Consider the following 23,680-nt stretch of genomic DNA (forward strand, 5'->3'; position numbering starts at 1 on the left):
TAATGTCCACCAAGTAATCTCAAAATTACTGTAAATTAGTGAATTAGTTCTTATTTAGGAAAACAGGAAGATTAAAAAATGCCATAACTTCTCTTCTCTACGAGAGGCTGCGCCAATGAGACGCTCTTGCTAGCTTGCTTCCCGGTAGGGGTACGTTAAGCTGCGCGATTGCATTTTCTATTTCCCTAGTAATTCTGGTCGGTTTGCGCTCTTAAACACCTGCTCTACTGTTAGCATCCAATCAACAATTACCACTGATTCTATGCAAGCCGCACCTGTAAATATCCTATCCTCATACTGTCCCTCTACCCACTGGCAAATTGTAATTTGTTGCATCTGTGGGTCAACAATCCAATACTCTAATATTTCCCTAGCAGCATACTCCGTCCGCTTGTACCGATAATCACGAACACTGTTTGCTGTCCCCGGTGAAACAATTTCAATCACTAGCGCAGGCGGTGGCATATCACGGGTGAGGGTAGCACGAGTAGCACCGATAAGCGCAGCATAAGATTCTTCTGTGTGAACCATTAAGTCAGGTAAACGACATCTCGCCCGTCGCCCCGCCACCTCAATTTCTGTATCCTTATGAGCAACTAAATAAAATGCGAAATGTTTTAGGAGTTCAACGAATAGAAATCTTGCCAGATTGCTATTTTCCTGACTTTCTGGTGGCATCTCGACTAGTTCTCCATCCACCAACTCATAGCGCGTGTCTGTACCATCGTCATAGGCAAGATACTCCTCAAAGGTCAGCAGTTTTTGGTTTTTCGCCGTTTGGGTCATTTGCTTTGCCTAGCATCTGTATGTTATGAAGTATGAGCTATATATTCCAGTTAGCCAAACAACCAGTAGTTACACACGCACCTATTTTAGTATAATCATATACATTTATTTTGTTAAGTGTAACAATGCAATATATTCTCTTCGATACATGTATTTGGTTAAATTTAGCTCAAAAACCAGAATCACGTCCTCTGTTGAAGAGTATTCTATCTGGTCTTAACCAAAATAAATTAAAAATACTGCTTTCTAATGTAACTGTTGAAGAGTACAGTCGTCACAAAGATACTATTGTTAGCAAATACACAAGCTCGTTAAAAAGTCACCTAAATAATGCTAAAAAGATTCAAGATTATCTTGATGGTTCGGAGCGTTCAACTTTTCTGCTTCTTCTAGATAAAGCTAATGAGAATATAAAATCAGATGGCAAAGAAGGTGTAAATGCGTTAAGCATAATCGAAAGTACTTTTGACCACAAAAACACTATAAAATTGTCTAGTTCTACTGAAATATTAGCAAATGCTGCTCAAATTGCTCTTGAAAAAAAAGCTCCTTGCCATAAAGGCAAAAACTCAGTTGCAGATACTGTAATCTATCTTCAATTCGAGAATTGGGTTAAAGAAACTGAATCAATTGAGAATAAAGATTATTTCCATTTTGTAACAGACAACCACACAGATTTTTCAAGTAAGGACAATCGCAAGCCTCATGAAAATCTCATCATTTTTGCCAAAAATAATGTCTATTACCACATAGATCCTTATAAAGCATTAGAGAAAATAGAACTTGAAGATATTCCTCCAGATGAATTTGATCTTTTTGAAAGCCGTTTACGAATGATCCGATATGCTTCATCGCCTTGCACTAGTGCAGAAGGACATATTTTCAATGACAACGAAGGGCGATGGTTTCATTCTCAGTTTGGTGGCGGTCTTTCTTGGCATTTAGTTTGTGCAAGATGTGGAGCATTGCTAGACACAGGGGATTTCTTTGATTAATTGAAATCTTTTTAACATTGCCTTCCAGCAGCCTAACAACGCGCATACACCCGCACCCGACCGATATTTGTGAAGAAAAAAGCTATAATTGCCCTAGCTTTAGTTGAAATCGTTTATTCCTATGAGCCAACTGCTAACACTGGAATTAAGTGATGATGTCTATGCAGCTTTGCAGCAGCAAGCCGATGCTGTTGGGCTTTCGGTAGCAGAATTGATTGTTACATCTCTTGATGGGCAGCATCGTCTTCTGACTGCTGCAAAGCTACAACCAGAAGTTCAGCCAGAAGAAGCACATCAACGTTTACTTAGTTATGCAGGTGCAATTAGCTTGGGTTATGCCACAGGTATAGATAACGAAAGCATTGATGCTGACTTGGCAAAAGCTTACACCAATGACTTTTAAGCATTGGAATGTAGATTATGCTGCTTGATACGTCAGGATTGCTCTGCTTTCTCCATAAAGATGAGCCACAACATCAAAGGGCAGTTGAACTGATTGCTACTACAAGCAGAATTCGGCTTACGCACAACTATGTTCTAGCAGAATTAGTGGCTCTAGCATTGGTTCGAGGCTTTTCCCGTTCAATTGTATTGTCATACAGCCTTGAACTGATCAACAATTCAAACGTTCAAATTATATGGGTTGATGAGCCGCTACATCGAGAAGCAATAGATTTATTGTTAGCAAGACAGGATAAAACCTATTCATTATGTGATGCTGTAAGCTTTGTGTTGATGCGTAGGCAAGGAATTATAGAGGCATTAACAACTGATAAACACTTTGAGCAAGAAGGTTTTACTCGTTTGTTGGGGCAATAGGCTAACACTGCGTTGCACCTCTGTGTGAAATTTTCATCTCTATATCTTCTATAGCAATTTCTAGTGTCTGGCGATCAAATGGAAAATTTTGGAGATCCCAATTGTGATAAAAAGCTTGCTTCAGCCAGAGGTAGAAACACTTTTGAGATTTTAGATTGTTCAATCCAAAATCTCAAATCCCAAATCCAAAATGGTATTACCTCATTTTCTATGCAGTTTTAGCATTTTTATCTGATGCTTGTTCAGCAATATTTTTTAAGCGGCTCGCTCTCATTTTGCGGAGGCGATCGCTATTGCGAACTCCACCCGCCATTTCATATTCAGCGCTGTCTTTGCCATACTTGATAGCAAATTTCTGATCGTAAAATTTTTAGCTGATATCAGTAATATTTCGGTATATAATTAGACGAAGGCAAGAGGCAAAAGGTAGAAAATACGAGAGTAGTCGCTACAGACTTGAGAGTAGTCGCTACAGACTTGAGAGTAGTCGCTACAGACTTGGGAGTAGTCGCTACAGACTTGAGAGTAGCCACTACAGACTTGGGAGTAGTCGCTACAGACTTGGGAATAGTCACTACAGACTTGGGAATAGTCACTACAGACTTGGGAGTAGCCGCTACAGACTTGGGAGTAGTGGCTTCAGTATTCTAATAAAGCTTACTGGTATATCTCTTATCTTGTGGCACAATCCAGGGGCAGCGATGGTAAAGTCAAATATATGTGGAGGTGGTAACTATGACTCAAACCCTACCCAAGTTAGTAACCTTTGAACAATTTATCGAGTGGTATCCCTCAAACGGGGCGCGATATGAACTACATAAAGGAGTCATTGTAGAAATGCCACCCCCAACTGGTGAACACGAAAATGTTGTTGGATTTTTGGCGGCACAAATAACCTTCCAGTTCTTGCAAATGGGACTTCCGTTTCGCATCCCCAAAACTGCCTTTGTCAAAATTCAGAGCAACAACTCAACCTATTCTCCTGACATTTTGCTATTAAATCATGACAATCTCGTGAATGAACCTCTGTGGAGAAAGCAATCGACTGTTATTCAAGCTGCATCTATCCCACTAGCTGTTGAAGTTGTGAGTCAGTGCGTTGCGCGGGTTCCCCGCGTTGAAGCAACTGACGAACCCGTAAGGGTTAGTACTAACTGGCGAGACGACTACTATGACAAGTTCAGAGATTACGAAGAGATGGGGATTCCTGAGTATTGGATTGTAGATTATGCTGCGATCGGTGGCAAAAGATTTACTGGTAATCCTAAACAAAAAACTATTACAATTTGCGAATTAGTTGATGGAGATTATCAAATTACTGTGTTTAGGGGAAATAATTTTATTGTATCGCCTTTATTTCCCCAACTCAACTTTACAGCACAACAAATTTTTGATTCTGCTTTATAAGTTTCGGTTTGAACGTCTCGCGGCAGTCCCTACCCTCTTTACTCATTGAGATTTTTTTAATACAAACTGAATTTTATAATGCTAAAAATCTCTAACCTTGATGTTTATTACGGCGAAAGCCATATTCTTCGCAATGTAGATTTAAGTGTACCATCGGGGCAAATGGTATGCCTGATTGGACGCAATGGTGTAGGAAAATCCACATTACTAAAAACAATTATGGGTTTACTCAAACCCCGCAGTGGTACTATTAACTTAGCTGGAGAATTAATCAACTCAAAATCTCCAGACCAAAGGGCAAAGTTGGGAATTGGTTATGTTCCCCAAGGACGAGAGATTATCCCCCGGTTGACAGTCAAAGAAAATCTGCTGCTGGGGTTGGAAGCTAGACGTAAACCAGTAAAAAAAACAGAAATTCCAGAAGAAGTTTTTAGCTTATTTCCGGTGTTAAAAACCATGCTTTCGCGGATGGGTGGTGATTTGAGTGGTGGACAGCAGCAACAATTAGCGATCGCTCGTGCTTTAATGGGAGAACCTCAATTACTCGTCTTGGATGAACCCACCGAAGGTATTCAACCCTCCATCATCCTAGAAATTGAAGCCGCAGTCCGTCGCATCGTCGAAACTACAGGCATTTCTGTTTTATTGGTAGAGCAACATTTACACTTTGTCCGTCAGGCTGATTACTATTACGCTATGCAAAAAGGTGGTATTGTCGCCTCCGGTTCCACAGCCGAACTCAGCCAAGATGTGATTCAACGCTTTTTAGCTGTTTAATTTTTGATACTTCTATATCAATTGTATCGGTAGCAATCAAGTCTGCGGCTTCTTGTAAAAGCTCATGTTGTTCCTTTTGAATTGCTTCTAAGCGACTAGAAATTTCTGCTAATCGTTGTTGTTTATTTGGTTGAAAATTCTCAGGTGGCAAAACTGGCAGGTTATCAATTGTTTCAGTAGCTGTGATTCGTTGAACTGCAAAACTGCCAACTTTAGTTAAGGATAGAAAACTAACTTTGATTAAAGCCTGAAGTAATTTTATTGGAACTTGGAGTATTGACCAACTAGCTGTTTCAATCAAGCGGATGATTGCTTTGATGATGCTCCAAATTAAAGCAAGTGCAAACAACAAAATCACTATACTAATAATTGGGTGATTAGTAGCACAACCTAGTATTTGAACTAATCTAAAAAATATTGGATGTTGTATCAGCCAATCACTTACAGAAGATGCGATCGCATCTTTAACTGCGCCTGATGTTGTACTCTTAAATTTATCGGCAGTTTGCCAAGTTTGTTCTAAACTTGTCGTAACTGTATCAATTGCTTTATCAGTTGTTGTAGTTGCTGTTGCCTTCAAAGAGTTCCCAACTTGTTGTGCTGAGTTACTTAGAGAGTTAACATTTTCACCGACAAAATCTTTCACGTTTTGCAAGCGTTGCAAAACTCCGTTAGATAAATGTATGTCTATTTGGGATGCCATAAAATATTTCACTGAGGTTGAAATCTAATCCGCAACCCATCTTTAGGGTGATTATTGGGAACCACAACTACCTCTAAGCGTTGGTTGGGTAATATCTCTCAATGATAACTACGTAGAAAATGAGCAGCAACAATAGACCTCTTGCAAAAGTCCCTAACACCTCACCCCCAATGCCTAAGAGCTTTTCGGGAGGGGAGCGTTTGCTTTACTCAAATGCGGGGTGGGGTTCTTTATTCTTGATTTATGCAAGAGGTCTAATCTTCATAACCTAACCTCATTAAATCGAAAATCCGGGAAAAATTATGGCAAATATGATTGGAACCAATGGGAATGATACCCTACTGGGTAGTATAGACAACGATACCTTGAGTGGTGGTGCAGGGAATAATATTCTCATTGGTGGCTATGGCAATGATATCTTGAATGTTGAATTTTCAACAGGCGATAACACCCTCAATGGTGGCGTTGGTAACGATAGCTTAAGTGCTAGAGGTTCATCAGGTAATAACCTGCTCTTTGGAGCTGATGGCAATGATTCTCTTAACATCTCTGGCTACCAAGACAGCAATAGCGAAGAATACATTGACTCTCGTTCAACAGGCAATAACACTCTCAATGGTGGCGCTGGTGACGATACATTGAGTGCTAGCGGTTCAAAAGGCAATAACTTGCTCTCTGGAGGCGATGGCAATGATTCTCTTGATATTTCTGGCAATGAGGGATCAAGCAACGACGGTTTAAGCTATTATTCCTCCATCTACTCTGGTTCTTTAGGCAATAATACCCTCAAAGGAGGCGCTGGTGACGATAGATTGAATGCTAGCGGTTCAACAGGCGATAACCTGCTCTCTGGAGGTGATGGCAATGATACTCTCTCCATCTCTGGCGACTACAGTTCCTCCCATCGTGACTTTGACGACTCTCGTTCAACAGGCAATAACACCCTCAATGGAGGCGCTGGTGACGATAGATTGGGTGCTAGCGGATCAAAAGGCGATAACCTCCTCTCTGGTGGCGATGGCAATGATTTTCTTGATATCTCTGGCCGCTACATAACAACAGGCTACTTCGACGACTTTGACTCTCGTTCAACAGGCAATAACACCCTCAATGGAGGCGCTGGTGACGATACATTGAGTGCTGGCGGTTCAACAGGCGATAACCTCCTCTCTGGTGGCGCGGGAAATGATAAATTTGTTTACAACTTGGGCGATAACAACGGGAGCAACGGCACTGATATTATCAATGATTTCGGTAGCAACAACAATGCAAGCACCGACACTGATATTATCACTGATTTCGGTGGCGTGGGTAAAGGCTCAAATCCCTCAGCAGATGTGATTGCCTCCTTAGACACCTTGCAATTTATAGGTAGTGACTTTACTGCTGAAAATCTACAATTAACTCCTCATGGTAACAACTTAGAAATCACCTTTGAAGATGTCCCTATTAGCAAAGTCATTCTGCAAAACTTCCTCTTAGAAAACCTGGATAATCTGCCAGCAACTTCTTCACTACCAGCTATTGGTAATATCTTGTTTGATGGACAAACCAGCATCACTGACAGTTTTGATGTGTTTGATGCTAATTCCACTCAAACTAGCCCTTTCAAGAAGAACAGTGTTACCTTCCTGAATGATCTAGACAATAAAATTACGGGTTTTGACAATTCCAATGATGTCATTAATGGTCAGGGGGGTGACGACATCATCGACGGATTGAGTGGTAATGATATACTTAGAGGTGGTACTGGTGACGATATTCTCATTGGCTGTGAGGGAAATGATACTCTCATTGACCGTGCAGGAAATAATACCCTCAAAGGAGGTTCTGGTAACGATAGCTTGAATGCTAGCGGTTCAACAGGCGATAACTTGCTGTATGGTGGTGATGGCAATGATTATCTTGACCTTTATGGCAGCTATTACAACGTTCCTAACTACTCCTTCAACTCTCGCTCAACAGGCAATAACACCCTAGAAGGAGGTGCTGGTAACGATAGCTTGAATGCTAGCGGTTCAACAGGCGATAACCTGCTGTATGGTGGTGATGGCAATGATTATCTTGATATCTCTAGCAAATACAAATATTATGGCAACGACATCGACTCTCGCTCAAGAGGCAATAACACCCTAGAAGGTGGCGCTGGTAACGATATCTTGAGTGCTAAATTTTTAAGAGGCAATAACACCCTAGAAGGTGGCGTTGGCAATGATTCCTTTTACGTAACGGCCATATCTTCATATAGTACCCTCTCTGATTTAGTGACTCAAACTGTAGATGGAGGTAAAGGTGAGGATTTGTTGAGAGTCGATTACGCTTACTATGCTACAGGCGGGATCACAACGACATTCAATGCCACTACTAACATTGGAGCAATTACAGCTGGCATTTATCGGGTTAGTTATAAAAATATCGAACAATTAGATATTAATGGTACAAAATACGATGATTTAATTGTAGGGAGCAATGGCAACGATACCCTCTCTGGGGGTGGTAGTGGCAATGATACCCTCTCTGGGGGTGCTGGCAATGATACTCTAATTGGAGGAGCTGGTACTGATACCTTTGCGTTCGATAATTACAATCAAGGAATTGATACTATTTATGGTTTTAACGCCACTAATGAACTGATTCAAGTATCAGCTTCTTATTTTGATGGCGGGTTATCAATAGGTTCACTTAAGACAAGTGAGTTTACCATCGGAACATCTGCCACCACTAGCGAAGAGCGATTTATCTACAACAGCGCTACAGGTGGACTGTTCTTTGACCTTGATGGCAATGCGGCTGGGTTTACTCAGGTACAATTTGCTGTCTTTACTAGTGGATTGTCACTAACCGAAAAGAATTTTGTGGTTGTTTAATTTGAATTAGCGGTCTACTATCACTAAGCAATACGGGTTGTGAAGTACTATTTTTAATATCTCGCAAACAATAGTGCTGAATGTAAGTAGGGCTTGCTGATTCCATATATGAAAATGATTTTGCATAATACCAAAATCCATGTAGAGACGTAGCACTGCTACGTCTCTACATCTAGATTCATACTTCAATTCAGCAACGCCTGTCTGTGTCGTTGAAGGAGAAGATGGTTAACCCAAGGCAGACTTTAACTCACTTTCGGCTTGTTGCAACGCTTCTGGTAATTTACTCGCATCGCGTCCGCCTGCTTGGGCTAAGTTCGGTCTTCCACCGCCACCGCCACCGCAGATTTTAGCGATCGCACCTACAAATTTACCAGCTTGCAAACCTTTTTTGTTCACTTCAGAACTAAAAGCCGCAACTATACTAACTTTCCCTTCTTCAGGAACAGAACCCAGCACCACTGCACCGTTACCGATTTTTTGCAGTAAGCGTTCGGCTGCGGTTTTCAATGATTCTGGATCAACATCTTCTAATTGGGCGACAATAACTTTAGAATCGCCTACAGTTTGGGCTGTTTGCAGCAAGCTGTCAGATTTTGCGATCGCTAACTGTACCTTCAAGCTTTCCAATTCCTTTTGGGTATTTCTCAGTTCGCTTTGCAGACTTGTGATTCTGTCTGCTACTTCTTCGGGTTTAACTTTAAAGCGATCGCTCAAATCTTTAACTACTTTATCTCGCAGATTGAGATAATCCAGTATTGCTGGCCCCGAAACAGCTTCAATCCGCCGCACCCCAGAAGCCACACCAGCTTCAGAAATAATCTTGAACACGCCAATTTCAGCCGTATTACTCACATGAGTCCCGCCGCATAGTTCCATTGATACGTTGGGGAAGTCAATCACGCGCACTTCCTCGCCGTATTTTTCGCCAAACATGGCAACAGCACCCCTAGCTTTCGCCTCTGCTAAAGGTAATACTTCCACTTTTGCAGCATGTGCTTGGGCAATCCAAGTATTCACCTGTTCTTCAATTTGTTGCACTTCCTCTGCTGTCAACGCGCGGGGACAGTTGAAGTCAAAGCGCAACCTATCAAAGGAAACCAGGGAACCTGCTTGAGATATGCTATCATCAACAATTTTTTTCAAAGCTGCTTGCAACAGGTGCGTTGCGGTATGGTTAGCTTGGGCGCGACGGCGACAAGCCGGATCAATTTGAGCTGTAACATTATCGCCTACGCGCAGTGTACCGCGTTCGATGCGTCCGAAGTGAACAAAGAAATCAGATTCTTTCTTCACATCTTCCACCCGAACTACAATACCATCACCAGATATATAACCGCGATCGCCAATTTGTCCCCCAGATTCACCATAAAATGGCGTTTTGTCAAGGACAATTTGCACCTGTGTCCCCGCTTCTGCTTCCTCTTGGGCAACACCTTCTACCAAAATCGCTTCGACTTTTGCCGTCGCCGCCGATTGGGTATAGCCTAAAAACTCGGTGACTTGGATGTGTTCTGCTAATTTGTCGAGGGAACCTTGCACAGTTAAGTCGATGGTTTCGTGTGCCGCTTTGGCGCGTTCCACCTGCTTTTGCATTTCGGCATCAAATCCCGCTTCATCGACTGTAAGATTATTTTCTTCGGCAACTTCTTGAGTAAGTTCGAGAGGGAATCCGTAGGTATCATAAAGAGTAAATGCGCTTTCACCGCTAATTTGAGTTTCCCCTCGCTGTTTCACCTCTTGGATGATTTCTTCTAGGAGTTTTTCACCTCTATCCAAAGTTCTGAGGAAATTCGATTCTTCTCGTTGCAATTCAGCTTTAATTGCTGCTTCCCGTTGGCGCACATTAGGGTAAGCTGATTCAGAAAGAGCGATCGCACTTTCGGCAACTTGAGTAGTAAATTCTCCAGAAATCCCAATTAATCGCCCATGACGCACCACCCGCCGAATTAACCGCCGCAGCACATAACCCCGTCCCACATTGGAAGCGCGAATTTCATCAGCGATCATGTGCATAACAGAACGAACGTGATCGCCAATCACTTTTAGAGAAACTTTGGTTTTTTCATCACTTTTGTGGTAATCAATGCCAGCAATTTCGGCTGCTGTTTGAATAATTGGAAAAATCAGGTCAGTTTCGTAGTTATTGGGCACTTTTTGGAGGATTTGCGCTATTCTCTCCAAACCCATGCCGGTGTCGATGTTCTTATTTTGCAGTGGCGTTAAATTCCCGGAGGCATCCCGGTTATATTGCATGAAGACGAGGTTGTAAAACTCGATAAACCGAGAATCGTCTTCTAAATCTATATTTTCGTCACCGCGTTCTGGGTGGAAGTCGTAATAAATTTCTGAACAAGGGCCACAAGGGCCAGTCGGCCCAGATACCCAAAAGTTATCATCTTCGCCCAAGCGTTTAATTCTCGCTATCGGCACACCGATCTGGTCGCGCCAAATTCCAAAGGCTTCATCATCATCTTTAAAAACGCTGACGACGAGATTTTGCGGCGAAATGCCAAAGACTTGTGTGGAGATTTCCCAACCCCAAGCGATCGCTTGTTCTTTAAAATAATCACCAAAGCTGAAATTGCCCAGCATCTCAAAAAACGTCTGATGCCGTTTGGTGCGTCCGACATTTTCGATATCGTTGGTGCGGATACACTTTTGCGAAGTCGTAGCCCGCTTAAATTCTGGTGTGCGCTGCCCCAAGAATATCGGCTTAAATGGTAGCATCCCCGCGATCGTCAGCAGCACGGTTGGATCTTCTGGCACGAGGGAGGCACTTGGGAGAATTTGGTGATTCCGTTGGGCAAAGAAGTTGAGAAATATGTTGCGAATTTCGTTACCGCTTAAGTACTGAGGATTTGAAGACATAGGTATTTTTAACTTTAGACTTTAGACTTGGGCGTAGCGGCAGTAGATAGGTGTATTTTCATAAATAGCTTTATATATTCTTGCATTTTGTTTCATATTACTGCCAGCGAATTATGCCAATCCATGACATGCATACAGTGGCTATGATGTTGTTCAATCACTACTGTACTTTACTTGGGCAGGATGTGCTTAAGCGTAGCCCATCGTAAACATCGTATTTTTATCTTTAAGATTAATCCTTAAGAAATACTTTAAAACCCCATACTAAGGTAGCAAATGGCACTAAAACTAAAAGTATCAAATATTGCTTGTAAGCGATGTGCAGAAATAATTACTCAATCTATCCATCTTATGGAACTTGAAGCCAAGGTGAATATGGATGTTAATGCTGAAACTGTCACAGTGGAATCCGCAGCTTCTGAAGAGTCAATCAAATAGGTAATTGTTGCTGCTGGTTATGCTGTTGAGGGTTATTAATTAGGTTCTAACTTTTCACAGCAGTTGAGATTTTCATATCTTAGGGTACGTTAACAAAATTTTTTATATTTTTCCGCCCGTAGATAGGGTAGGAATGAAATAATTGACCTACATTCGGGGCAGGTTTTAACATAAAGTCTTTTATTTAGCTTTCTTTTCTAGATTTATGAGGTTGTGATAAACAAAAAAAGATGTGAATTAAGTAAATAAATGAACACTGCAAAAGTCTAGACAGAAACCTTTTGTTTTTTCTACTAACATATTGTGGAACTTCACTTCAATTCAGTAATTACGCAAAATAATGGAAAAATGTAGACATAGAGCTGCTTGCCGTAGGATAGCGCAAAGGACACAAAGGAATAAGAGTTTCAGAGAGTTATTGCGTAAGCTCTAAAATTTCCATCTGTATTTGTAGGTTAGGTTAGTGCATTATAGTTTTTTCTTTAAAGGAATAAATTTACTTGCTTAATGTGATCTTTTTAACAAAGTATGTTTTTGGCAATCTTATCAATGAAATAATACTTAAGAGACTACATAAAGAGGTTTTTTATCCTTCAAAAAGATTCAGTATTTTTACTGTTTTAAAAGCCTTCTGTAAAGAAGACATTAGTTATCAGAAGAGTAGGTTTTAGAAACTGTAGTAAAGATAAAATCTGAAAAAGAGATGAAAGTTGGAAAAATATTGTAGATTCGGTGTCAGAAAAGCAATATATCAGCAACTAGAACTCACCGAATAAATCATATTTGGTACTAGCCAATAAGAACAGCAAGTTTTAGTAAATTAATTTCTCAAAAAGTTAAATAGGATGAAAAAAGAAAGCAATGAATATGTCTATTCTGATCTTTGGAAAAAATAACTTTATCGCTACACTTCCAGATCAGATCCGTTATGCGACTGCTTTTAGTGTAGAAGTTATAGACAATCTTAATCAAGCAGTGTCGCACATGCACATTCAAATTACGCCACCCGATATCATACTTGTGCAGGCTAGTCTGGATGGCAGTATAGAACTTTGCAGTTGGTTGAAAGACCAGACGAAACTATCCTCAATATATTGTATTCTCTTCGAGGATCGTCCCCAGCAGCTTATTGATAGAAATAAGGGTTGGCACAGGGAATTAGAGATGACTGCTGCGGCACTAAACCAAGGAGCCGATGCTTATATTTGGCATCTTCTTGATGAAAAAATAGACCATAGCTTGGCAGAATTGACCGCCAATCATGAACTAATACTTGCTCAATTAACTGTTGGCTTGCGGAAAGCACAAAAATACCGGGATTTGATTCGGACAAATGATATGTTATCAACGATCGCCTTAGCCGATTCGTTGACAGAATTAAATAATCGTCGTGCTTTAGAATGGGACTTACCCAGGCAAATAAAAAAAGCTAGAAGTCAAAAGACTTCTATGAGTTTGATTATTCTAGATGTAGATCATTTTAAAAAAGTTAACGATACTCACGGGCATTTAGTAGGCGATCGCATTTTGCAGCTACTATGTAACCGTCTGCGACACAATCTGCGCTGTCAAGACACAGCATTTCGCTATGGTGGCGAAGAATTTGTGATTCTTTTGGCTAACACTAACGATGAAGAAGCACTAGTTGTCGCCCGTCGTCTTAATCGGGTAGTTTCCGAGGAACCATTTTCAATCAGCAATAAACTGACAATTAATGTCACCATTAGTCTAGGTACAGCCTATCTGCAAGCTAAGGATGACGATCAAGGAATAAGTCTGTTGCATCGTGCCGATCAATGCTTGCTACAAGCTAAAACTACTGGACGTAATCGGGTTATTGCCTCAAACTATTTATCTCATGTCCCACATTTAAAAGTTGTTTCTTCTTAAAAGTGGACATTGGGAAGGTTATTTAATTTTTAATTTTTAATTGTCTCCCCACTTACTCTCAACTGAGCATGACAATCTTCTACCGAAGTGTGTTGTCTCATGGCATTAACTAAAGTCTCATAATTAGACCAATTTTCTTGCAGTAGGGTTTTTGCTTGCAGGGTGTGAAACCGCAATTTCTGCTGATAAACTGATTCAGAAAATCCCAAAATTGTCAAGACTCCTATCAGCTTACTTTTATCATCGCCTCCACCCTCAGCATTATTAAAAACTAGGGTTTCAGCAGCAATACCCGCCATCCAAACAGTGCAGTAGCGGTCTAGCATTTGGGCACTGATTTTACCCACTTCCAGTTGAGATGCTAATTCGCCATCATCAAAGCTAACACCGCCTTGTCCAGGTTGCCCCTGTTTCCAAGCTTCCCATGCGCTGAGGGTGTAGCCGTTAACGGGAATACCTAACAGGTAAGCAACCAAAAAATGCCCTGCTTCGTGGTGGACGATGCGATCGCGATGTTCACTTGAAAAACCAGCAATCCAATCTAAAAAGATAGTACCACCCTTGCCTTGCAAGCTAAAGCTGTCAAAAGTGGCTATTCCCAAAATAGCGAAGGTAGCAAGCGCCGGTACTGCGGGCGATAAATTCAAGAATGGCCCCAGCAGTACCGATAAGGTCATCAGAAAGATAGATATTGCAACTAAATTTAGACTAGTCTGGCTCATTGAGAGTTTTTTAAGAATCTGCTTAATCTTTCTTCATTATCATGTGATACACAGCTTTTGTATCAAGGTGATTGTAGCGATCGCTCTTTCTACCTTTGTAATTCAAGCACAGTCCATTAATTCCATCCTGTTCATAGGCTTGTTGAGAGGTTGTTATCGAGCCTAAAGACACGTCTAAAATAGCTTGGATTTCTTCGTACAAGTGATCAAGGCATAACCAAAACTTACTTTGAGTACTTTAACTCATTGACAAAATACACTTTATTTTAAACTATCAAGGATGCGCTTGTAGAGACGTTGTATTGCAACATCTCTACACATCAGTAAATATCACAAATAACCTTAACTAAGCGGTAAAAAAATAAGAGTTTCTGAGAGTTATTGCCTAATTCATGGCTTAGTTAAGGAAATTTAACGTAATTTCATTCAACTACTGTTACCGAAGCCCCTTCATTTGCTGGAGGTACACCGGGTAATTCAAGACAGTATCCAGCACCATATACTGTCTTTATATAGCGGGGGTGGCGGGGATCTGGTTCTAGCTTGGTTCTCAAGTGGCGAATATGCACTCGAATCGTTTCTATGTCATCATCAGGATCGTAGCCCCAAACTTCTCTGAGGATTTCGCTGGGGGAAACCGTTTGACCGTGACGTTGCAATAAGCAGTGAAGTAACTCAAATTCCAAGTGAGTCAATTTCACCGTCTCATTGAACCATATTGCCTCAAATCTTTCGGGAACTAAGGTGAGTGAGCCATAGTTGAGAATTTCACTATGCTTGGCGGCTTGGGGAATGCGGTCAGTCCGCCGCAAAAGTGCCCGCACCCGCGCTAGCAGTTCTTCAACTTCAAAAGGCTTGGTGAGGTAGTCATCTGCGCCAGCATTAAAGCCTTCCACCTTGTCCTGAGTTTGGCTCAAAGCCGTCAACATTAACACAGGAATCTCAGACGTGCGATCGTCGCGGCGTAGGCGTTGGCAAACGGTAAACCCATCTACTCTGGGCAACATTAAATCGAGCATGATCAAGTCTGGTTGCAGCTGGAGAGCCAGTGCTTGACCTTTGATGCCGTCTTCAGCTTGACTAACATCGTAGCCAGCCATTTCCAAGTTGACGGCAACTAGTTCTGAAATCGCTGGGTCATCGTCTATGACAAGAATCCTCGGCATTCTTTAAAATTATTACTACTTATTAAGGATAATTAACAACCTTTGATAGATACAAAGATTTTTGAAACGATTCTAAAAAAGTTTTTAAATCTTACATAAATATTAAGATTAAATGACTGTGAAATCAAGACTCAATTACACGAAATCTTATATTCTATGATGTGTTATACTCCGCCCTACAATCCGTCTTGGTTTTTACAAAACGGTCTAATAATGACTGTATACACTGCTTTGTGGGGAAAACGTCACTGGCAAAGTACTACTTTATTACCAGAACCGTCTTATCACGAGAAAATCTTTGTTGGTGGCCAAGGTGTGCCAATTTTTGGCTTAGTTGCCATCCCGGAAAATGCTCATAGCACGATTATCGGTACTTATGGCATTACTGGAGAGTTAGAGACGGAATGGTATCTGAGGGTGCTAGGACGTAAAGCTTACGCTCAAGGCTACGCTGTAGTGTTATTTGATTGGCGGGCCCACGGCAAAACAGCCGAATTGTCCCCAACTCTAACTTCTGATGGTTTGTATGAGGGCGAAGATTTTGTTCGCATCGCTGCTGCTGCTAAGGCAATGGGATGTCCTGGGAAATTTTGGTTTACAGGATATTCTTTAGGAGGACAATTGGCATTATGGGCGGTGAAGGTTGCTAGTGAGGTGATAAGGGAGGATGAAGATTTAGGATTAGAAGATAGCGATATTGGAGGTGGTATGGTGATATGTCCGAGTTTGGATTCGGAGCGATCGCTATCTTATCTAGTTACAAAGCCCTTCGGCAGATATTTGGAAGCGGGAATTGCCCAAAATTTAAAAAAACTGGCATGGCGGATACATGATGCTCATCCTGGAAGCCTTGACTCAGCAGCGATTGAACGGGCGAACAGTATTTGGGGTTTTGATAATGAACTGGTAATTAAGCGGCTAGGTTTTTCTTCTGTAGAGGCATATTACCAAGCTAGTAGTGCTTTACAAATATTGCCGCAAATCTCGAAACCGACTTTGATTCTATATGCTGCTGATGACCCACTTTTTGACCCAAGTATCATACCAGAATTGAAAGAAGCTTGCGATCGCAATCCCGCAATAGATTTATTACTCACTCAGTATGGCGGTCATGTTGGCTATTTGAGCAGCAAAGAATGCCAACGTCAAGTACAAGATTCTGATCCTTGGTGGGCATGGAATCGGGTTTTACAATGGCTGGAAGAAAAGCGAATCGGGTAATAGACAAGAAAATATTCTAGCAGCTAGGATACTCCACGGATGGAGTCGTATTGTTTGAAAGTCTAAAAAATAGAACAGATTAGCTTGTTTTTACTAATTGTCCTAAATAAACTATTGCAATATAGAGGATGGTATTGACTAAGAAGCTACCACAATATTATTGGTAAACCAGCAATGACAGAAGCAACCCCTGTCCAAAGAGTAAAGCGCTCAACATCTACTTCATCCAAAGCAACGCTCATTTCCTTAATTGATAATAGTAACGCTGCCAGTAGCAGCACAAAGAAGGCAAGGTACCCCAAATTAATAATCATTCATCCTCGCTATGTTATAGAAAAAAGTAGTTATAATAAGTTTTTAACAAGCTTTGGCAAAATGTTTTTGTTCCAGATTTAACATTTTGCTAGAAAAATGATTTACCAGTGAACAAATATCTACTTCAGATAGCCAAATCATGGTTTCATAACCAACTCGACCCATTTCTGGCTCTGGCCCCATAGGCATCTCCACCAAATATTCCCAGCAACGTGACTCAAAGCGGTAATTTTTGATGATGCCTTCCCCACGGATAAACCTTACTCTTTGACCTTTACAAAGCTTAGGTACTGGTAAAACACTTGCAGACATTTCTCGTAATTCCTTGGAGTAATACTGTGATAGCTAATGTTGTAGCTAAAAGAAAATTTCTTATTCTCTGTCAAGGGTTTTAATGCATTCTCTTTCAGGAGATTTAACCTTGAGTTAAAGATAGTACACCTACAGTAATAAACAGGCCACGTATATGTAGGGCAATAAATTAAAATATTAGTCAGTAAAAGTAATCACAGCTACTTTAACTCAGTATTAAGTAGTGATGTTTACAGCTATACTTAATATCTAATAACTCTTTTGGTAGACTTTATAAAAACAGGCGCAGTTGTATAAACAGTGAAAGTGATTACCCGTCTTAGGCGTGTGAAGCATTGCGTTTTATATTTGTTTTTTAAGTATTTTTTGACTATTAATTGCGGCTATAAGTTGAGAGATGATTGTTCTTAATAGAACTATTTACAACACATTTTTGTACAAATATATCTTTAAGCGGATTTAAATTTTGCCGAAATATGAGTACTTTCTGTTTTGCAAATTTATTAAAGTTTGATGAAAAGATTTAAGATAACAAGGACGTGATAGTCGAGCGCAGTTAACTGCAACGCTGCAAAATCATAGCTTAAAAAGCTGTGACACTGCGTTGAATCGGCGAAGCGATAAGCCTGACGGCATGGCTACGCTTACCGCGTTGGTCTGGCGCATTGTATAGTAGCGCTAAAGCGTCAAACTAGATCCATTGATAATCGTCGTAATTAAACAAAGTACTAGAGTACAACTCCCTTGATTTTTTGACTCAATGACCGCTTCTAATGATATTTGGCTAACTGCACCGACAGATTTAACTTTGCAACTGGATGAGATTCATGTCTGGCGTATAGACCTTGAGCAACCAGAAGCACAGCTGCAAAATTTAGCAGCGACTCTTTCCAGTGACGAAATGGCTCGTGCTGAACGGTTCTATTTTCAGGAACATCGGCAGCGTTTCATTGCTGGTCGTGGTATTCTCCGAACTATATTAGGTCGCTATTTGGATATCCAGCCCCGACAAGTACAGTTTAATTATCAACAGCGTGGCAAACCAGTATTAGCAGATACATTTGCCGATAGTGGACTGGCGTTTAACTTGTCTCATTCCCAAGGGTTGGGTTTGTGTGCGGTGAATTGTACTAGAGAAATTGGTGTAGACCTAGAATATATTCGCCCGATGTCTGATCTAGAAGCCCTTGCCAAACGGTTCTTTTTACCGAGAGAATATGAGATGTTGCGATCGCTATCTCAAAACCAACAGCAAGAGGTATTTTTCCGTTACTGGACTTGTAAGGAAGCTTATTTAAAAGCAACTGGAGACGGACTATCCCAGTTAGAGCAAATTGAAGTATCCTTAACTCCCACAGAATCAGCCAAGTTACGGATAACTGAAGACTGGAGTCTTTTTGAACTAGTACCTGCTAACAATTATGTGGCTGCTGTTGCAGTAGCGAATTTTGGCTGGAATTTAAAATGCTGGCAATATTGATGTTGATTAAGCTCCTCTGGTGGTGAAACAAGAGACATTTTGCAGACAAATGACCAATGACAAATGACAACCTGCTTACTTATCTTCCTGCATATTTCGCACAATTTTTGTTACCAGTTTTCTAGGTACAAATCTGACGCTTTTTGCAAGTAGTTTATTCATAAACCCAGGAATTGCAATAGTTTTGCCCTTCATTAAGGCGCGAAAACCAATTTCGGCTACTGTTTGTGCATCCATCATCCTCTTACCCTTGAGCAACTTAGAGTCAGCCATTCCGGTTCTTTCATGAAAGGCGGATGCGGTTGAGCCTGGGCAAAGAACTGTTACAGTGACACCTGTACCTTCTAATTCATTAGCGATCGCTTCAGAAAAAGATAAGATATAAGCTTTAGTAGCAAAATAAACAGCCATCAAAGGCCCTGGTTGAAAAGCAGCAGCTGAGGCAACATTTAGTATTTTACCTTCACCTTGCTTTACCATGTGCTTCACAAATAGCTTGGTTAAATGGGTAAGGCACACCAAATTTACCTGTAACATTTCCAATTCAGTAGCCAGGTCTGTTTGGTGAAATAATCCATAGATACCAAATCCAGCATTATTGACTAGCACATCAATATAAATATCGGCGAGTTGCAATTCCGTGAAGATTTCTTCAGGAGCTGTTGATATAGATAAATCCTTGACAATAGTTTTGGCAAAATTTCCGAATTCTTCTTGGAAATTAGCTGCAATTTCTACAAGCTTTAACCCGTTTCTGTCTACTAAGACCAGATTGTAATCATGAGCAGCAAAAATACATGCTAATTCGTAGCCAATACCATTGGCTGCTCCAGTAATAAGAGCAGTTTTTTTGCTCTGAGTTTTATGTGTTGTGTTCATGAAAGAATATTGGTGAATTCAACTTGATGAAGCTGCGTTGCATTTACAGTGGTTCTCGTTCTACAATTAAGTACGCGTAATATCTCAACCAACAAGAAATGTCTTGAGTTATTACCTTTTCAAATGCTTGTGTGATGGGTTGGATAGATGTAGCAATCCAAACGTAAATTTAGGACTTATACATCGAATAAGTAGAGCATTAAAAAAGTTCGGTTATTTCAAACTGCTAGCGCTGGCTTTTGATTAATCACAGCAGTCAGCAGGAAAAATCAAACTTTTATGCCCAACACTAACCATTCTATCCTCAATTACTTCTGTCAAAGGGTGAATCCTAAAAATTTACATGATTGAGCATAAAAAAACAGGGCAATTCTATTGCCGCTGTTAGTGTATGAGTTGTTGCTGGCATCTGAAATATTGGCTATTCAGTAGTACTGAGTTTTAAAAAACATGGACTAAATAAAATTATTTTGTAGGGGAGCCAGTGCGTTGCGGAGGTTCCCTCCGTTGTAGCAACTGGCGTTGTTTACAGCTTCCGTAACGCATCGTCCCGGATATTTTTGAGACGGTGCATTACGCTCATAACACATCCTACGCAATTTGCGAATTACTAAGCGATATTTAAAAAACCGGTTTGAATCAAGTAGGCGGTGTAAGTCATAAACAATTGAGAATCAATTGGTGGACAACTAATAGAACTACCTGCTAGTGCATGAAGAGTATCTTGGCAGCTAATGTGTGGTCTTCTAGCTTGTAAGTACAAATCAGGAATAGTCAGTTGTTCATCAGACCAGCGTTCTAGTAAAAAGGGTCGCAGAGTGTACAAAGGATTGTCAGCAGAAGTCACATTATTGATTAACTCTGATTGCCATTTTTCGTAAGGAATCATCTCAACTGAATAACCAAATGAGCGTATCCACTCAACTAGCATTTTCAAAGCGGCGGGTTGGGGATGTTGTAAATTAAAAGCCTTACCTATGGATTCTTTTTGGCGTGATAGATAAACAATGGCTTTACTTACATAGTCTACAGGAGACATATCCAACATATAATCTACATCAGGGAAATATCCCATTTGTAGACAGCCCTTGGTCATCAGGTTAATAAAGTCATGTGTGTTACAAATGCCTGTTTTGCTATCACCAGAAATCAATGGTGGTCTGTGGATAGTTACAGGCAGGCCGCGGTCACGAGCAATTTTGACTAACTTTTCAGCTACCCATTTAGTTTGTGAGTAACCAAGATAAATACCTTGCCAATGATTGAATTCATCTTGTTCTTTTACAACCTTGCCAGCATAAGCGGTCGATTCAAAAACAGCAACACTAGAAACGTAATGTACAGGCTTAACTTTAATTTGGCAAGCCAGCCTCAAAACTTCTTGAGTGCCTAAAACATTGGCTGCTTTCAATGCTGAGTAGGGAAAAACATAATTCAATAAAGCACCACTATGATAAATAGTATCAATATTGGTAGCTAAAATTTGAAACTGTTCCGAACCAACACCTAACAATGGTAAAGATAAATCGCCGACAATCGGAATAATTCTGGAATTAAATTCTTCATGCCAAATTGCATACTGTTGCAGATTATTTTGGAGTTTGCTTTTGCCTTCTTCGGCATTAGCAGCACGCACTAAGCAATAAATATCCGCATTGGTTTCCTGTAGCAATTCCCGGATAAGGAAAGCTCCTAAAAAGCCAGTTCCTCCAGTTAAAAAGATATTCTTGGGTTCACCCACAAGGACATTAGATGCAGCACCAGGATTAATAGTAGGGTCAAGAACAGCCTCAGCACCTAAATCTAGAACAGAGGGTGCAGCGTTGGCATTAGAGGATGCTACCTTTGTATCTTGAGCTGGTGAACCTTCTTGTACTTCTTCAGCTAAACGCTGTGAAAGAGCTTCAATATTTGGGTAATGCCACAAGAGCAATGGAGATGGTTGAAATCCGAGCAATTTTTCTAAGTTGCTTACTAGAATCATTGCTTGGGCTGAATCCAACCCATAGTTTTCTAAATGTTCTTTTACATCTATTTCATTAGTTGCAACTCCTAGCAACTTAGCTAAGTTAGATACCAAAAATATTTGAATATCGTCTGCGGTGAAAGACTGTTTTATAGTCATTTTTAAATCTCCAACAATGATGTAGAACGAACAGGGTGATACTGACTGTAATAATTGGAAGCTTGCAGCCCTTGAATTTTCAAATTTTGGACACGATACAAAAAGGCTGCACCAGTCATAATTTGATTAGCTACATCAACTACCCGACGATTATTTGGTTCAGATAGATAAGAACCACGTACCCAGTCATTGAAACCGCCCATTGCCGGGCCACACCAAATTTGATAATCGACTTCTCTACCTTTTTCACCAGAACTAGACCAGCGAGAAGATAATCCTAGATACCAACGGAAAATCAACGCCATTTTCAGTTTAGGATTATTAACTGCTTTTCCAAGTTTCTCAGGATTCTTTTGGGACAGATAAGCCGCAGTTCCTTCCCATACTTCAGCAATAGTTTTGCGAAAAACTTGTTTTTCTAATTTCTCTCTTTCTGCCAAAGGAATCTCTTCAATGGAATCATAAGCGCGATAGAGTTCAAATAATTTTTGCGCTCGCATGGGGAACATTGTACCCCGTTTGAGAACTTGCAATTTGACTCCCATTTCAAACATATCTGCTGCTGGGGCCATAATCATATCAGCCATTTCTGCTTGGGCTAGTAATTTTTTGGTATGTTCACAAGCCCCAGATTCAACGCATGATTGATTAATGGAACCAGTCATTATATAAGCAGCACCCATCATAAAGGCTGCTAATGCTGATTGTGGTGTCCCAATTCCCCCTGCTACACCAATTCTAATAGGTGTTTGATAATGATATTGTGCTTGAATTTCATCTCGTAAGGCAATAATAGAAGGTAACACACAAACCAGGGGACGATTATCTGTATGGCCTCCAGAATCAGCCTCGACGGTAATATCATCAGCCATTGGAACTTTGGCTGCAAGGGTTGCTTGTAACTCAGTAATTAACCCTTGTTCAAGAAGTTCTTTGATTATTCTGGCCGGTGCTGGTTGCAGAAATTTAGTCGCGACTTCTCGGCGAGAAATTTTGGCAATGATTTTATTTTTGATTTCAATTTGATTGGCGTTATTTAATGCCAATCCAGCAAGACGGTAATAAACAATGTTGGGGGTTAAGTCCAGAAATGCAGAGGCTTCTACTGTTCTTACTTGATATTTGAGGTATAAATCCACAGCCCGGCGTTCAATCGCTGGTTCATTGGGACTGTGAATTAAATTAAATGCATAAGGCCCTTGAGGTAAGGCTTGTTGAATGCGATTTATGGCTGCTTCCAAGCGTTCTGGAGTTAAACCACCTGCACCAAAGGAACTCAAAATTTGCTCTTTTCCGAGTGCAATGACCATTTCTTCGGAAGCAATTCCGCCAGCCATTGCGCCGGTAACGTAGGCATATTTCACTCCATGAGAGGAGAGAAAATTGGGATCTCCAAATTGTTGAATGCGGATTGGTGCTGCAAATGTTAGCAGTTCTACTTGTGCTGTTGTGCCATTATCACCAGGGGATAAATAACCCTCATTAGTGACACCGATTTTTCCAGCAACTTTTACGATGTAGCAGGGTTTATTTAATACCATCAATTTATCTTTGATGGTTTGTTTCTCAAAAGATACAGTTTCTAAAGAACCTTTCCAAACTTGGTTTTTGTTATAAGACCAGGTGGAGAAGTTAAGGCCATTATCGTGTTTACTTAGTACCGTATCTACGGTTGTCACGGTAGTTATCCCTCGGATTACAAGCAATGGATGATAAAAGTGAAGGATGTAGACTTTTTATATAGCAATCCTATTTTCTTGGCGCTCTTGGCGTCTTGGCGGTTCGTCAATTTTCAAAATTTAGATAGGATTGCTATAGAAGTCTAGATTTTCATATCAATTCTCTCCGAAGATGCACGTAATAATTTTTAAACGAACCGCCAAGACGCCAAGGACGCCAAGGAAGAG

At 40.6% G+C, this 23,680-nt stretch carries 22 protein-coding genes; 11 read left to right on the forward strand and 11 right to left on the reverse strand.

Annotation, left to right across the window (positions count from 1 at the left end; genetic code table 11):
• Window positions 1-177: 177 nt before the first annotated feature.
• On the reverse strand, window positions 178-786 hold the full coding sequence (locus RMZ43_RS33570; RefSeq protein WP_322652228.1) for a Uma2 family endonuclease: 609 nt from the start codon (window positions 784-786) through the stop codon (window positions 178-180).
• 125 nt (window positions 787-911) lie between these two features.
• Between RMZ43_RS33570 and RMZ43_RS33575 the strand changes: the two genes are divergently transcribed.
• The 6 genes from RMZ43_RS33575 (at window position 912) to urtE (ending at window position 4,784) form a co-directional block, all read left to right on the forward strand.
• On the forward strand, window positions 912-1,781 hold the full coding sequence (locus RMZ43_RS33575; protein ID WP_322652227.1) for a PIN domain-containing protein: 870 nt from the start codon (window positions 912-914) through the stop codon (window positions 1,779-1,781).
• Between the two features lie 121 nt (window positions 1,782-1,902).
• Window positions 1,903-2,184, forward strand: a complete 282-nt coding sequence (locus tag RMZ43_RS33580; RefSeq protein WP_322652226.1) for a hypothetical protein — start codon at window positions 1,903-1,905, stop codon at window positions 2,182-2,184.
• Between the two features lie 17 nt (window positions 2,185-2,201).
• Entirely contained in the window at window positions 2,202-2,600 is a 399-nt protein-coding gene (locus RMZ43_RS33585) for a type II toxin-antitoxin system VapC family toxin (RefSeq protein ID WP_322652225.1), read from the forward strand.
• 456 nt (window positions 2,601-3,056) lie between these two features.
• Window positions 3,057-3,251, forward strand: coding sequence for a hypothetical protein (locus RMZ43_RS33590; RefSeq protein ID WP_322652224.1), 195 nt, complete (start codon window positions 3,057-3,059; stop codon window positions 3,249-3,251).
• Window positions 3,252-3,335: 84 nt separating this feature from the next.
• Window positions 3,336-4,007, forward strand: coding sequence for a Uma2 family endonuclease (locus RMZ43_RS33595; protein ID WP_322652223.1), 672 nt, complete (start codon window positions 3,336-3,338; stop codon window positions 4,005-4,007).
• 78 nt (window positions 4,008-4,085) lie between these two features.
• Window positions 4,086-4,784: an urea ABC transporter ATP-binding subunit UrtE gene (gene urtE / locus RMZ43_RS33600; RefSeq protein ID WP_322652222.1), complete on the forward strand. Its 699-nt coding sequence runs from the start codon at window positions 4,086-4,088 to the stop codon at window positions 4,782-4,784.
• Here the strand turns inward: urtE and RMZ43_RS33605 are convergent.
• The gene (locus tag RMZ43_RS33605; RefSeq protein WP_322652221.1) at window positions 4,747-5,487 is read right to left on the reverse strand and encodes a hypothetical protein; all 741 of its coding nucleotides are present in this window, start codon (window positions 5,485-5,487) and stop codon (window positions 4,747-4,749) included. The two genes, urtE and RMZ43_RS33605, sit on opposite strands and share 38 nt — an antisense overlap.
• Window positions 5,488-5,789: 302 nt before the next feature.
• Here RMZ43_RS33605 and RMZ43_RS33610 point away from each other — a divergent pair, with 302 nt between their 5' ends.
• Window positions 5,790-8,354 (forward strand): beta strand repeat-containing protein, encoded by a 2,565-nt coding sequence (locus RMZ43_RS33610; RefSeq protein ID WP_322652220.1) that lies wholly within the window; start codon window positions 5,790-5,792, stop codon window positions 8,352-8,354.
• A gap of 228 nt (window positions 8,355-8,582) precedes the next feature.
• Here RMZ43_RS33610 and alaS read toward each other — a convergent pair whose 3' ends face one another.
• A complete protein-coding gene (gene alaS / locus RMZ43_RS33615; protein WP_322650241.1) occupies window positions 8,583-11,225 on the reverse strand; it encodes an alanine--tRNA ligase in 2,643 nt (880 codons plus the stop codon).
• A gap of 276 nt (window positions 11,226-11,501) precedes the next feature.
• Here alaS and RMZ43_RS33620 point away from each other — a divergent pair, with 276 nt between their 5' ends.
• Complete coding sequence (locus RMZ43_RS33620) at window positions 11,502-11,663, forward strand: copper chaperone (protein ID WP_322652219.1); 162 nt, start codon at window positions 11,502-11,504, stop codon at window positions 11,661-11,663.
• Window positions 11,664-12,524: 861 nt separating this feature from the next.
• Window positions 12,525-13,553 carry a diguanylate cyclase gene (locus RMZ43_RS33625; protein WP_322652218.1) on the forward strand — a complete coding sequence of 343 codons (1,029 nt, stop codon included), beginning with the start codon at window positions 12,525-12,527 and terminating at the stop codon, window positions 13,551-13,553.
• A gap of 29 nt (window positions 13,554-13,582) precedes the next feature.
• On the opposite strand, the gene RMZ43_RS33630 is transcribed toward RMZ43_RS33625, so the two are convergent.
• The 3 genes from RMZ43_RS33630 to RMZ43_RS33640 form a co-directional block, all read right to left on the reverse strand.
• A complete protein-coding gene (locus RMZ43_RS33630; protein WP_322650244.1) occupies window positions 13,583-14,275 on the reverse strand; it encodes an ATP-dependent Zn protease in 693 nt (230 codons plus the stop codon).
• 22 nt (window positions 14,276-14,297) lie between these two features.
• Window positions 14,298-14,477, reverse strand: a complete 180-nt coding sequence (locus tag RMZ43_RS33635; RefSeq protein WP_416212104.1) for a hypothetical protein — start codon at window positions 14,475-14,477, stop codon at window positions 14,298-14,300.
• Between the two features lie 220 nt (window positions 14,478-14,697).
• On the reverse strand, window positions 14,698-15,441 hold the full coding sequence (locus RMZ43_RS33640; protein ID WP_118170349.1) for a response regulator transcription factor: 744 nt from the start codon (window positions 15,439-15,441) through the stop codon (window positions 14,698-14,700).
• A gap of 156 nt (window positions 15,442-15,597) precedes the next feature.
• On the opposite strand from RMZ43_RS33640, the gene RMZ43_RS33645 reads away from it, so the two are divergent.
• The gene (locus RMZ43_RS33645; protein WP_322652217.1) at window positions 15,598-16,662 is read left to right on the forward strand and encodes a YheT family hydrolase; all 1,065 of its coding nucleotides are present in this window, start codon (window positions 15,598-15,600) and stop codon (window positions 16,660-16,662) included.
• 146 nt (window positions 16,663-16,808) lie between these two features.
• Here RMZ43_RS33645 and RMZ43_RS33650 read toward each other — a convergent pair whose 3' ends face one another.
• A complete protein-coding gene (locus RMZ43_RS33650; protein ID WP_322652216.1) occupies window positions 16,809-16,976 on the reverse strand; it encodes a hypothetical protein in 168 nt (55 codons plus the stop codon).
• 43 nt (window positions 16,977-17,019) lie between these two features.
• Window positions 17,020-17,289 (reverse strand): hypothetical protein, encoded by a 270-nt coding sequence (locus RMZ43_RS33655; RefSeq protein ID WP_322652215.1) that lies wholly within the window; start codon window positions 17,287-17,289, stop codon window positions 17,020-17,022.
• Between the two features lie 760 nt (window positions 17,290-18,049).
• Between RMZ43_RS33655 and hetI the strand changes: the two genes are divergently transcribed.
• The gene (hetI, locus tag RMZ43_RS33660; protein WP_322652214.1) at window positions 18,050-18,769 is read left to right on the forward strand and encodes a 4'-phosphopantetheinyl transferase HetI; all 720 of its coding nucleotides are present in this window, start codon (window positions 18,050-18,052) and stop codon (window positions 18,767-18,769) included.
• A gap of 75 nt (window positions 18,770-18,844) precedes the next feature.
• On the opposite strand, the gene RMZ43_RS33665 is transcribed toward hetI, so the two are convergent.
• From RMZ43_RS33665 to RMZ43_RS33675, 3 genes are all read right to left on the reverse strand, one after another.
• On the reverse strand, window positions 18,845-19,648 hold the full coding sequence (locus tag RMZ43_RS33665; protein WP_322652213.1) for an SDR family NAD(P)-dependent oxidoreductase: 804 nt from the start codon (window positions 19,646-19,648) through the stop codon (window positions 18,845-18,847).
• 610 nt (window positions 19,649-20,258) lie between these two features.
• Window positions 20,259-21,773, reverse strand: a complete 1,515-nt coding sequence (locus tag RMZ43_RS33670; RefSeq protein WP_322652212.1) for a thioester reductase domain-containing protein — start codon at window positions 21,771-21,773, stop codon at window positions 20,259-20,261.
• Window positions 21,774-21,775: 2 nt separating this feature from the next.
• Window positions 21,776-23,452 (reverse strand): PfaD family polyunsaturated fatty acid/polyketide biosynthesis protein, encoded by a 1,677-nt coding sequence (locus tag RMZ43_RS33675; RefSeq protein ID WP_322650250.1) that lies wholly within the window; start codon window positions 23,450-23,452, stop codon window positions 21,776-21,778.
• Window positions 23,453-23,680 lie beyond the last annotated feature (228 nt).

Origin of the sequence: Nostoc sp. CmiVER01 (assembly GCF_034531135.2) — a bacterium.
Lineage (GTDB): Bacteria > Cyanobacteriota > Cyanobacteriia > Cyanobacteriales > Nostocaceae > Nostoc.